The sequence below is a fragment of the Bacillus sp. V59.32b genome, from assembly GCF_003429085.1.
In the GTDB taxonomy this organism is placed as follows: Bacteria; Bacillota; Bacilli; order Bacillales; family DSM-1321; genus Peribacillus.
The window spans coordinates 1-12745 of the sequence record NZ_QVTC01000026.1 but is presented as its reverse complement, the minus strand read 5'-3'; the positions used below and the strand labels follow the sequence as shown (position 1 = coordinate 12745).

Genomic DNA, 12745 nt, shown 5'->3' with positions numbered 1-12745 from the left:
AACCGCCACGTCCTTATGTCTTCGTCGGCACTAGCACGTCCTGTGCGTCGGGGCTGGGCGCTGCAGCTAGACATCTATCAAAATACAAAGCAGTTCATAAGTAATTAAAAGCCGTCTACTGGAGGAATTTTCTCCAGTAGACGGCTTTTTGCGTTTTTACATAGAAGACACGCACGATTTGTGATTTGAACTGGTCAGTTTATTATCTAAGCTAGCGTTTATTATCCAAACTAGGTACTTTATTATCCAAACCAGTGACTTTATTATCCAAACCAGCAATTTATAATCCAAACTCAGATTTTATTATCCAAATCCTTTTTCAGCAGTGACAGTGTACCAACCAGAAGCTATAGATACATAGTCATTATCTCATCGTAGGAATAATGTATCATTTTTGCCGCTTTACATTTTTTCTACTAAAATCTTATATTATTTCAACGAAAAAGTATTATAGTTAGATTTGTCAAAATATCGCAAATAAGCTGATATTTTACACGTCAAAGGAAATTCTATTTTCAAGGGGGAAAAGGAATGAACAAGAGGATTCATCGTAAGCTTGTCTTCATCATAGCAATTGTAGCCTTAGTGTTATCGAATACGGTTCCTTTTATGACCGTACAAGCGGAAGAACCGGGAACACTGACGGTGCAGGAAGCAATCACGAAGACTGGCCCTGCTACTGTTGAAGGGTATATTGTCGGCTTTGCTACGGGAACTAAATCATATGACTATGAAGCACCTTTTTCCGCAGAGACAAATATCATTATCGCCGATTCTACTGATGAGCGGGATAATGCGAAAGTGATGCCAATTCAGCTTCCAAGCTCCTACAGAGCTCAATTTGGATTGGTCAGCAACCCGTCAGCCCTTGGAAAGAAAATAAAAATAACGGGGAATATCGAACCCTATTTCACCGTCCCCGGCATTAAAGCTGTAACAGCCATCAGCTTCTCTGATGGAGCACCGGATCCGGGAGATGGCGGAGGTGAGCCTCAGCCGACACCGAACGGACCAAAGATTTATGAAATTCAGGGTGAATCCCATAATTCAACTTTCAATGGACAAGCTGTCGAAGGCGTCCAGGGAGTAGTAACCCATGTAACGGACAGCAATAACTTCTATATTCAGGATATGGAAGGCGATAATAATCCGAAAACATCCGATGCCTTGATGGTATATAAGAAAGCGCATGGAGTGCGTAAGGGCGATCTTGTTTCCGTAAACGGAACGGTCAAGGAGTGGGTCCTTGACGGATACGCTGAAAAACTGGAAACAGATCTGGCCATGACAGAAATTAACTCGACTGCCGTGATAGTGATTGGATCCAACCAACCGCTTCCTGCACCTGTCGTGATTGGTGAGGATCATCCTGTGCCAACACAAGTAATCGACAACGACAGCTTCGGACAATTTGATCCGGAGGAAGATGGAATCGATTTTTATGAAAGCCTTGAAGGCATGAGAATCGCTTTAGAAAATCCAATGGTGACCGCTCCGCAAAAATACGGGGAAGTTCCTGTCGTTATCAGTAAGGAAGAGGGGAAAACCTACACAAAATTCAACAGCCCTCTTTTGACTGAGACCAATTCAAATCCCGAGAGATTCCATCTATTAATTAACAGGGATTTTGTTGCCAAAGCGGGAGACCAATTTAATGGCACTGTAACCGGTGTTGTCGGGTATGGTTACAGCAACTATAAAATCCTTGCCGATACAGCCTCCCTGCCGGCATTAACGGAAAGTGAAAAGCCTGCAGAGAAAGTGGCATTTGAAAAAGATCCGAACAAAGTAACGATCGCTTCCTACAATGTGGAGAATTTTTCTGCGGCAACTCCGGACAGCAAAGTCACCCGCATTGCGGAATCTTTTATCAATGATTTGAACGCTCCCGATATTATCGGCCTTGTTGAAGTCCAAGATAATAATGGAGAAACGAATGACGGAAATACCGACGCCGCGCAAAGCTACCAAAAATTGATTGATAAAGTGAAGGAGCTAGGCGGCCCTGCATACAGCTTTACCGATATTGCCCCTGAAAATAATCAGGATGGCGGTGCACCGGGCGGGAATATCCGTGTCGGATATTTGTATAATCCTGACCGTGTTTCCCTGAAGGAAGCTCCAAAAGGAACGACGACAGAAGCAGTAGCATATGAAAATAATTCACTGACTGTGAATCCGGGACGTATTGAACCAGCCAATCCTTTATTTCAGGATACGAGAAAATCACTTGCTGCTCAATTCGTCTTTAAAGGCCAGGATGTAATCGTCATTGCCAACCATTTGAATTCAAAAGGCGGGGACGACCCATTGTTTGGCCGAGTTCAGCCTCCAGTCCTGGAGAGCGAGCAGAAACGTATTGAACTGGCGAAAATCGTAAACAACTTCGTAAAAGGTATCACGGAAAAAAATCCGGATGCTAACATAGTCGTACTTGGCGATATCAATGACTTTGAATTTACAAATACGCTTAAGGCATTAAAAGGCGATGAACTTACCAACTTAATTGAAACATTGTCTGCAAATGAGCGTTTTTCCTATAACTACCAAGGAAATGCGCAGACGCTTGACCATATGCTTGTAACCAAACCATTAACTGATAAACATGAATTTGATATAGTCAATATCAATTCACCATATATGGACGTTCATGGACGGGCGAGCGACCATGATCCATTGGTAGGGCAATTCGATTTAACACCGGCGCCTACAGAATTTGATTTGACGGTTATGCATACAAACGATACACATGCCCATCTGGATAAAATGCCAAGACGGTTTACGGCTATCAACCAGATCCGCGGTGAGGCCAAGAATTCCTTGCTTGTGGATGCGGGAGATGTATTCTCAGGTACGCTATATTTCAATAAATACCTGGGACAGGCTGACCTTGAATTCATGAACAAAATCGGCTATGATGCGATGACGTTTGGAAACCATGAGTTTGATAAGCCATCTGATGTACTTGCAGACTTTGTAAGCAAGGCGCAATTCCCGTTTGTCAGTGCCAATATTGACTTTTCAAAAGATCCTGCACTCCAAAGCTTAGCGGAAGGCTCGATTGGCAATCCGGCACAGACAGGAAAAATCTACCCGGCAGCCGTAAAGGAAACAGGCGGTGAAGAGGTAGGGATAATCGGCTTAACAACAGAGGATACAACGTTCCTGGCGAATCCGGGAGAAAATATTGTTTTCGAAAATGCAACGGAAAAGGCACGCGCGACCATTTCTGAATTAAAAGAAAAGGGAGTTAACAAAATTATCGTCCTTTCTCACCTCGGTTACAATGTAGACCAGAAGCTGGCCGATGAAGTAGAAGGAATCGATGTAATTGTAGGTGGACATACTCATACGAAGCTTGCTCAGCCGGTTGTATTCAACGCTGACGGAGAACCGACACTGGTCGTCCAAACAGGCGAGTACGGAAACTTCCTTGGCAGATTGGACGCAACGTTTGATGACGCCGGAAAACTGACCAAGTGGAACGGTCAATTGATCGACCTTGTTCAGAAAAATGAAACGGGTGAATATGTCTATGATGAAGATGAGTGGGCAAAAAACCGTCTCGCAGAGTTAGGTGCCCCGATCGAGGAAATGAAAAAGCAGGTGGTGGGGTCGACAACGGTGGCGCTTGATGGTGAGCGTGCCAATGTGAGAACGAAGGAAACCAACCTAGGGAATCTAGTGGCGGATGCGATGCTTGCCAAAGCAAAAGAAAGCGTGAACGCAACGATTGCGATGCAAAATGGGGGAGGAATCCGTGCTTCCATCGATGAAGGTGATATTACTTTAGATGAAGTACTTACGGTCATGCCGTTTGGAAATACACTTGTAACTGTTGATCTTACTGGTCAGGAAGTGATCCAGGCTTTGGAACACAGTGTTTCCTCTGTGGAAAACGTGGCCGGGCAATTTATGCAGGTTGCCGGAATCCAATTCAAGTATGATCCTTCATTGCCTGCGGGTGAGCGAGTGTATGGAGTGAAAGTAAAAGAAGGGACCGGATTCGTGCCTATTGACGTGAATAAATTATATACAGTCGCTACCAATGCGTTCGTTGCAGATGGCGGGGACGGGTATACCATGTTTAAGAAAGCGAAAGACGAAGGCCGGATTACCGAATTATTTGTTGTGGATTACGAAGTCTTGAACAGTCATCTGGCTAACAACAGTCCGGTTTCACCGAAAGTGGAAGGCCGGATTTTGACCGGTTCTAAAGCTGATGAAGAGACTCCGGCAGAGCCGTGCCCTGAAAAACCGGACAAGTTTAAATGGTCTATCAATTATATTTGGAACCAGATATATAAATGGTTCGATAAGTATAAAGGATCCGACCTATTTAATTGGCAAGACAATCACAGTATGCATGAAAAACAAAAAGGAGAAAAAACTCCTCCTAAAAAAGGCTGCGGTAAACCACAAAAAACGTAATTAATGGAAAAGGCAGAAGAGATCGATATCTCTTCTGCCTTTAATTCTACACTTCCTCAAGCTCTGAAACTGAGACATTTGAACGTTCTTTTAAAGCACCACCTCTTAAATAAACAGTTGCCGTTTTTCCATCCTCATTCAAATTATCAATCCAGACGGAAGTTCCCTTGTATCTGACATCGATATCAGCTGAAGATGACAATATTTGTTTTACACGCCCAGCATCCATTACTGCTCACTCCTTTCAATTTTTCCTCCCTTTAGTTTTTGAATGCTGTCTCTTTTTATGCCAAAATCCTTTTCTAATTGTCGAAAGTTTAATAAAATGAATGAATAACCATTCATTATTATTAAAAAGGAGTAAACTTTATGAGCAGAATTGCATACATCAGCAATATGGAAGAATGGGCATCATCTTTTCATTTTAAGCATGAAGTAAATGTTCGCTTTTCAGAAACCGATATGTTTGGCCATTTGAATAACACGGTACCGTTTACCTATTTTGAAGAAGCAAGAATTGAATACTTCAAAACCCTTGGATTTATGCAGGACTGGGTGAATGATAAGGGTGAAGCCATACCGGTCGTAGCAGATTTACAATGTGATTTCCTAAAACAAATTTACTTTAATGACAAGCTTTTTATCCAAGTAAAGGCTGAAAAGATCGGCAATTCATCGGTTGATATCCATTACATGGGCAGAAAAGATGATGGGACGGTTTGTTTAACAGGAAGGGGAACCATCGTGCAAATATCCAAAGCAACCGGAAAACCGATTCCCTGGTCAGAGGAAGCTAAAAGATTAATGCACGCTCAGGAAGCAGGGAAGCGGTCTTTGTAAGGGTTAGAATGGCAACTAAAAAAGATTTGAAACGCCTAATAATGTGAAGTGTGCCTCTTGCAAACAAGATCTTTTGGAAGCAAGAGTACAACATAAGAAAAATTGCATTCCTTCTAGGGAAAACAGTCACTCACTTGGCCTCGCCAACATACTATATGATGACTAAATAGACACCCATTCCGGGTTTATGCTGGTGAAGGCAAGGAGGGTTACAATACTTGAAGGAGAACGAATTCACTCATAAGCCATTACTCACCAAAAGAGAAAGAGAAGTATTCGAGTTATTAGTACAAGACAAAACAACGAAGGAAATAGCAGGTGAATTGTTTATCAGCGAAAAAACGGTGCGAAACCATATTTCGAATGCTATGCAAAAGCTTGGAGTTAAAGGGCGTTCACAGGCAGTAGTAGAGCTCCTTCGAATGGGAGAACTAAAGCTTTGATGTATTAACCGCTTTCAATTCATCATTTAATTATAGATTTGGCCGAAGGAATCAACGGGGATACGTCACGGTATGGAGAGCAGTATTCTGACAGGTGGATAAAAGAAAGGGCGAAGAAAGTCCTTTTTTACTCATCTGCGGATTACTGCTTTATTTTTTTGCCCGAGATATAAACCCACTCCCAATGAATGCTTCTTGAAATTTAAACGATTTTAATAGAAAATAAGTAAGACAAATTGTTTTATATACGATGTGATTTTGGGGAGCTGTGTTAGAATGAATAAAAATATCGAGCATGTTGCTGAAATAGAAAAGGAATTGAGATATGTGTCTTCCCTGATCAAACAAAAGGGACGGGAGATTTTAAGCAACTATAAAATTACCCCTCCACAATTCGTGGCGCTTCAATTCCTCTTTGAAGATGGCGATATGACGATTGGTGAGCTTTCGACGAAAATGTTCCTGGCTTTTAGCACAACGACAGATCTAATTGATCGCATGGAAAGAAATGAGCTGGTCATGCGCGTGAAGGATGAGAAAGATCGAAGGGTCGTCCGGATCCACCTGTTGGAAGAAGGCGGTCGGATTATCGATGAAGTTATAAAGAAGCGGCAGCATTATTTATCCGATGTACTGAGTAATTTTTCCGACACAGAAATAGCTTCCCTCAATGAAAACCTGGCTAAATTACATCAAGAAATGAGAGAAGAATGAGGCGAGATTTTTGAAACAACCGATTGGTATTATAGATTCAGGAGTCGGCGGTCTGACAGTGGCGAAAGAAGTTATCCGGCAGCTGCCTAACGAGAATATCGTCTATTTAGGCGATACGGCCCGGTGTCCATATGGACCGCGTCCGCTAGATGAAGTAAAAAGATTTACGTGGCAAATGACAGAATACTTATTAAAGCATAATATTAAAATGCTAATTATTGCTTGTAATACAGCTACCGCAGCTGTCCTTGAAGAGATCAAACAAGAATTGAACATTCCTGTATTGGGCGTCATCCACCCTGGAGCGAGAGCCGCGTTAAAAGCGTCCAAAAGATTACAAATTGGGGTAATCGGAACAATTGGCACAGTAAAAAGCCAGGCATACGATCAAGCTCTGAAATCGATTAATAAATGGGTCAGGGTAGACAGCCTGGCCTGTCCGAAATTTGTACCGATTGTAGAAAGCGGCGAATTTGAAGGACCGATTGTAAAAAAGGTTATCGCAGAAACACTTAAGCCCTTAAAAGAAAAAAACATCGATACATTGATATTGGGATGTACCCACTATCCGCTCCTTGGCACTGAAATCAGCCACTATATGGGAAGCGGGATCAAGGTGATTTCATCCGGAGACGAAACTGCGCGTGAAGCTAGCGTTATCCTCCATCACAGTGAAATGATGAATACAAGTAATGAAAAGGCGGACCATAGATTTTTCACGACCGGTTCGAGAGATATTTTCCAGAGCATTGCATCATCGTGGCTTGGCGAAAATGTCACTTCAGTTCAAACGATAAAAATTAATGAGTAAGGCTTCCGCTGGAAGTCTTTTTTTTGTAGAAAGAAAAGAATAAACTTTCTTTTCTGCATAAGTCCAACTCTGTCTTCACCTTAAAAAGCTCGTCAATCAACGAGTTTTCTTCATATTCAAAACTTTATTTCCAATCAAGGTCTAAATCGGTTGCAGGCTCGTATAAATAGTAGTACAAACTGTCCTGGGAGGGATTATGATGTCTAAGGTTTATAAAGCAACAGTTGTCTCGGCGATTCTGGCCTCTTCTGTATTACTATCAGGCTGCGGGCTCTTGGGAGGCGAAAAAAGCAGCAAAATTGATCCGCCTAAAGAAGTGTCATACGAAAATGATGCCTCAGCACTTGAGGAATCGGAAGGCGAAGAGAAAACAGAAGCTACAAAAGAGGCTGGAAAGCAAGCGGTTAAAACAGAGCTATATCTAATTGATAAAAACGGATATGTTGTCCCGCAAACAATAGAGCTGCCAAATTCACAAGGCGTTGCCAAACAGGCGCTGGAACATTTGGTAGCTAATGGCCCGGTCAGCAATATCCTGCCAAATGGATTCCGCCCGGTCCTGCCCGCCGATACTGAGGTGGACGTAAATATTGAAAAAGGGGTCGCGGTTGCGGATTTCTCTCCTGAATTTAAGAATTATAAAAAAGAAGATGAATTGAAAATTCTCCAGGCTATTACCTGGACGCTGACCCAATTTGATTCAGTCAAGACAGTGAAATTGCAAATCAACGGACACGAGCTGAAAGAAATGCCGGTCAACGGCACCCCAATCGATGAAAAACTATCTCGCGCCCAAGGCATTAATCTGGATACGAGCGATGTCACGGATATTACAAATACTAAACCATTAACCGTTTACTATGTTGGTGAAGAGAAAGGCAACAACTATTATGTGCCAGTGACAAAGCGGGTCAGTGAATCAAATGAGGATAATATCGCGGCCGTGATTGAAGAGTTGATTAAAGGTCCTTCCTACACATTTAATTTGATGTCTGATTTTGTGGGGGATGTCGAATTGCTTGAATCACCAAAGCTGGCCGACAAAAAAGTGATCTTGAATTTCAATGAGTCTATTCTTGCAAGCTTTAAGGAAAAGAAAATTTCTAAAACGATGCTTGACGCGCTGGTGCTGTCCTTAACGGAACAAAAAGGAATCGAAAGTGTGGAACTGCAGGTAAAAGGAAGTGCCAAGCTGCTAGATGAAGAAGGGAAGCCCATGACTGAACCTGTCACGCGCCCTGAAAAAGTCAATACCGGTAGTTATTAAAAAACGTTTTTTGATATACTATAAATAAGTTAAGCAGGGAGGCATGCGATATAGGCTGCCTTCTTTTGTATTGGATACAAAAACAGAGACCAGAATAACAAGGAGGAAACACTTTATGCGCTTCGATGGAAGATCGAGCAATGAGTTAAGGCCGATACATATTGAAACGAACTATTTAAAACATCCAGAGGGCTCTGTCTTAATTACAGTAGGAGATACAAAAGTCATCTGCACCGCAAGCATTGAAGATCGTGTGCCGCACTTTATGCGGGGCCAGGGAAAAGGATGGATCACTGCCGAGTATTCCATGCTGCCGCGCGCGACCAATCAACGGACCATCAGAGAAGCGGCTAAAGGAAAAATCATGGGCCGTACAATGGAAATTCAGCGCTTGATTGGCAGGGCACTACGGGCGATTGTTGATTTGGAAGCGATAGGTGAAAAAACGATCTGGCTGGATTGCGATGTGATCCAGGCGGATGGAGGAACACGGACCGCCTCCATCACGGGTGCTTTCGTCGCCATGGCACTCGCTTTAAATAAGCTTCATGATGACAAAAAAATCACCACCTTCCCGATTAAAAACTATCTCGCCGCTACAAGTGTCGGCAAAGTGAAGGAACATGGCATCGTGCTGGATTTGAACTATGTCGAAGATTCTGCTGCGCTTGTCGATATGAACGTCATTATGACTGGCAACGGAGAATTTGTAGAATTGCAGGGGACGGGAGAGGAAGCTACTTTTTCCTATAATGAACTGCAGGAATTACTCGCCAGCGCGCAAACCGGGATACGGCAATTATTTGAAACCCAAAGAGCGGCCCTCGGCAGCATTGCTGACAAAATCCCGAAAGGTGAAAGCTGAAATGAAAACAGTCATTATCGCAACGAAAAATAAAGGCAAAGCAATGGAATTTGAAAGCCTTTTTCAGCCAAAAGGGTACAAAGTATTAACCCTTTTGGACGTAGAAGATTCAATCGATGTCGAAGAGACCGGAGAAACCTTTGAAGAAAATGCGATTCTAAAAGCAGAAGCAATCGCGAAAGAATTTGGCCGTCTAGTGATTGGAGATGACTCGGGGTTAATTGTAGATGCGCTTGACGGGAGACCCGGGGTCTATTCGGCAAGATATGCAGGCGAAGAGAAAAACGATGACGCCAATACAGCCAAAGTACTGAATGAGCTCGAAGGGACACCTGAATCGGAAAGGACAGCGCGGTTTTATTGCGCATTGGCGTTATCATCCCCGCATCAACCGACCATTACCGTTTCCGGAAGCGTGGAAGGACTTATTGCAAAGGAGCCTTCAGGAGAAAACGGATTTGGCTATGACCCGGTTTTTTACGTAAAAGAAAAGGGCAGGACAATGGCCGAACTCAGCAGCGATGAAAAAAATGCAATCAGCCACAGAGCGAATGCTTTAAAAGCACTTGAAGAGAAGTTGGCTGAATTTCTCGAAAGGGAAGAGGGAGAGTAATGAAGGTGTTAGTGATAAGTGACAGTCACGGACTCACTCATGAGATCAACCAGATCAAAGAACGTCACGGGCATGAAGTGGACGCGATGATTCACTGCGGCGATTCCGAACTGCCGCTGCGTGCTCCGGAAATGAAGGGTTTTGTGCCGGTAAGAGGCAACTGTGATTACGATGAAGCGTATCCCGACGAGCGTCTGGAAGAGATCGGCGGACTGCGTTTTTTCGTTACGCACGGACACCTTTACAATGTCAAGATGACCTTAATGAACCTGGCGTACAAAAGCGAAGAAAACAATGCGGATATCGTCTGCTTCGGACACTCGCATATAGCAGGATCGGAAATGGTGGATGGCACGCTGTTCATTAATCCGGGCAGCATCAGGCTGCCTAGGGCGATCAGGGATAAAACATATGTCATTCTGGAGCATATGGATCAGGAAACAAAGGTCACGTTCTTTAATCTCGAAGGAAATGAAGTAAAGAATTTGACCCGGACTTATCAATTGGGATGACATTTAGTATAATAGACAGGGAGTGAAAATTCTTCCTGTCTTTTATCAAAAGAGATATTGACTTTGAAATGCTATAGCACTATAATGGAAATTGTCGTTGAGAAATGATGATGCTAAGTTTGTAAGCATTTTAATGAGAAAATTTTTATTATGTCCCAGTAGCTCAGCCGGATAGAGCATACGCCTTCTAAGCGTACGGTCGGGAGTTCGAATCTCTCCTGGGACGCTATTTGCCTAAGTGAAAACCTCTTGTAATCAAGGGGTTTTCTTTTTTTATGTGTTGGTACCCACAAAATAAGCTGCTAATTATCTTCATACGTCTCCAAAACAATCACTAACAAAATGTAAGAAATCCGGACTAAGCGGTCTTCAGTGATAGTATCTAAGAGCAGTGATAGAGCGATTCCGTTAATAGGATTTTCTCTACAACGATAGATACAATAATATCAAACAAGCAAATAACAATATCAACAGTTTCAAGATTGTCGTTCATCTTTAAACTCCCTTCTGCTAATAGCTTATCAATCCTTCATATAAATTCATTTGTGAAAAATTTCACAAATTGTTCATAGACTTTTGAAAATAATTGTTATAAACTTATAACTGTAAACAAGATAGCAATAGTGTTTACTCATCTTTTCATTTTTTTTAAATAAACTTGTGAAATATTTCACAATATAAAAATACAACATCTTAGGAGGTCATTTTTTATGAAAATAGCAGTAATTGGATGTACACATGCTGGAACAGCGGCAGTTACGAATATAGCATCACTTTATCCTGAAGCGGAAATCACTGTATACGAAAAAAATGATACAGTTAGCTTTTTATCATGTGGAATCGCCTTATATGTCGGAGGAGTCGTCGATGACGCACAAAAATTATTCTACTCTTCTCCTGAGCAATTAGAAAATCTTGGTGCAAAAATGAACCTGAAACATGAAGTGCTTTCCGTTGATACAGAAAAGAAAACATTGCGTGCACGTAACCTGGTAACTAACGAGGAAGTATTCGATACGTTTGATAAGCTTGTTATGACAACCGGATCATGGCCAATCATCCCGAATCTCGAAGGCAGAGAACTTGAGAATGTTGTCATGTGCAAAAACTATTCCCATGCCAACGCGATCATTGAAAAAGCAAAGGACGCTCAAAATGTCGTCGTTGTTGGGGCAGGTTATATCGGAATCGAATTGGTCGAAGCTTTTGAAATGAATGGAAAAAATGTGACTCTTATCGATACTACTGAGAGAGTGTTGAACAAGTATTTAGACAGCGAATATACCGAAGTCATTGAAAAGGATCTCCAAGAACGGGGAGTTCGGCTTGCTTTAGGACAAACGGTTACTAAATTTGAAGGCTCCAATGGAAAAGTAACAAAAGTACTGACAACTGAAGGAGAGTATGAAGCAGATCTGGTGATCATGTGTATCGGCTTCCGACCTAACACGGATTTATTAAAAGGCCAGGTGGAAATGCTGTCCAATGGCGCCATCATCGTGGATGAGTATATGAGAACAAGTAAGCCGGATGTTTTTGCGGCGGGAGATAGCTGTGCGATCCACTATAATCCAACCGGGGAGCATGCTTATATTCCGCTGGCAACGAATGCAGTCCGGATGGGAACGCTGGTGGCGAAAAACCTTGTGAAGCCTTCCCTTCGATATATGGGTACCCAGGGAACTTCGGGGATTAAAATTTATGATAATAATATTGCGACTACAGGACTTACTGAAGCATCCGCCGAAAGCATGGGTATGAATGTGAAAAGTGTAACAATCACAGACAACTACCGTCCAGAATTTATGCCGGATTTCGAACAGGTTACCTTAAAGGTAGTGTATGAAGAAGAAACAGACAGAATTCTTGGAGCTCAGATTATGTCAAAAGCTGATCTTACACAATCCATAAATACCTTATCTGTCTGCATCCAGAATAAGATGACCATCGAGCAACTGGGATTCGTCGACTTCTTCTTCCAGCCGCATTATAACAAACCATGGAATTTCTTGAATCAGGCAGGTTTACAGACCCTGTGATGGAAAAACAGTAGAACGATAGTAAAAACCCTTGGATGCCAGGAGTTTTTACTATCTTTTTTTGAATAATGATCTCAGCCGAAAAAAGTGGAATCATATCTTGTCCGGCCTGCATACTTTAAAAGAAGGCTCTGTTAAACGATAATGTTGTTTTTTGGGAAGGGAATCTGCGAGACTCCTGCGGAAAAACGGGCTGGCAAGACCCCGCAG

General features: G+C 42.4%; 11 protein-coding genes and 1 tRNA gene. 11 read left to right on the top strand and 1 reads right to left on the bottom strand.

All coding sequences use genetic code 11. The features are described from left to right. Nucleotides 1–531 precede the first annotated feature (531 nt). The gene (locus D0463_RS07400) at nucleotides 532–4431 is read left to right on the top strand and encodes a 5'-nucleotidase C-terminal domain-containing protein (RefSeq protein WP_117306742.1); all 3900 of its coding nucleotides are present in this window, start codon (nucleotides 532–534) and stop codon (nucleotides 4429–4431) included. Between the two features lie 46 nt (nucleotides 4432–4477). Here the strand turns inward: D0463_RS07400 and D0463_RS07395 are convergent, their stop codons facing one another. Continuing rightward, nucleotides 4478–4660 carry an H-type small acid-soluble spore protein gene (locus tag D0463_RS07395; protein WP_117306741.1) on the bottom strand — a complete coding sequence of 61 codons (183 nt, stop codon included), beginning with the start codon at nucleotides 4658–4660 and terminating at the stop codon, nucleotides 4478–4480. A gap of 140 nt (nucleotides 4661–4800) precedes the next feature. Between D0463_RS07395 and D0463_RS07390 the strand changes: the two genes are divergently transcribed. The 10 genes from D0463_RS07390 to D0463_RS07345 all read left to right on the top strand — a co-directional run bounded on the left by D0463_RS07390 (nucleotide 4801) and on the right by D0463_RS07345 (nucleotide 12535). Further along, nucleotides 4801–5271 carry an acyl-CoA thioesterase gene (locus D0463_RS07390; RefSeq protein WP_117306740.1) on the top strand — a complete coding sequence of 157 codons (471 nt, stop codon included), beginning with the start codon at nucleotides 4801–4803 and terminating at the stop codon, nucleotides 5269–5271. Nucleotides 5272–5489: 218 nt separating this feature from the next. Beyond that, entirely contained in the window at nucleotides 5490–5714 is a 225-nt protein-coding gene (locus D0463_RS07385) for a helix-turn-helix domain-containing protein (protein ID WP_117306739.1), read from the top strand. A gap of 276 nt (nucleotides 5715–5990) precedes the next feature. Beyond that, nucleotides 5991–6428, top strand: a complete 438-nt coding sequence (locus D0463_RS07380; protein ID WP_117306738.1) for a MarR family winged helix-turn-helix transcriptional regulator — start codon at nucleotides 5991–5993, stop codon at nucleotides 6426–6428. A gap of 10 nt (nucleotides 6429–6438) precedes the next feature. Then, entirely contained in the window at nucleotides 6439–7239 is an 801-nt protein-coding gene (gene racE, locus D0463_RS07375) for a glutamate racemase (RefSeq protein WP_117306737.1), read from the top strand. Nucleotides 7240–7438: 199 nt separating this feature from the next. Continuing rightward, nucleotides 7439–8506: a GerMN domain-containing protein gene (locus D0463_RS07370; RefSeq protein WP_117306734.1), complete on the top strand. Its 1068-nt coding sequence runs from the start codon at nucleotides 7439–7441 to the stop codon at nucleotides 8504–8506. Nucleotides 8507–8621: 115 nt separating this feature from the next. After that, nucleotides 8622–9371 carry a ribonuclease PH gene (gene rph, locus D0463_RS07365; protein ID WP_117306732.1) on the top strand — a complete coding sequence of 250 codons (750 nt, stop codon included), beginning with the start codon at nucleotides 8622–8624 and terminating at the stop codon, nucleotides 9369–9371. 1 nt (nucleotide 9372) lies between these two features. Next, nucleotides 9373–9984 (top strand): XTP/dITP diphosphatase, encoded by a 612-nt coding sequence (locus tag D0463_RS07360; protein WP_117306729.1) that lies wholly within the window; start codon nucleotides 9373–9375, stop codon nucleotides 9982–9984. After that, complete coding sequence (locus tag D0463_RS07355; protein ID WP_117306727.1) at nucleotides 9984–10496, top strand: metallophosphoesterase; 513 nt, start codon at nucleotides 9984–9986, stop codon at nucleotides 10494–10496. Before D0463_RS07360 ends, D0463_RS07355 begins: the two co-directional genes overlap by 1 nt. 152 nt (nucleotides 10497–10648) lie before the next feature. Then, nucleotides 10649–10722: transfer RNA gene (locus D0463_RS07350), tRNA-Arg, on the top strand. Between the two features lie 484 nt (nucleotides 10723–11206). Further along, a complete protein-coding gene (locus D0463_RS07345; protein ID WP_117306725.1) occupies nucleotides 11207–12535 on the top strand; it encodes an FAD-dependent oxidoreductase in 1329 nt (442 codons plus the stop codon). Nucleotides 12536–12745 lie beyond the last annotated feature (210 nt).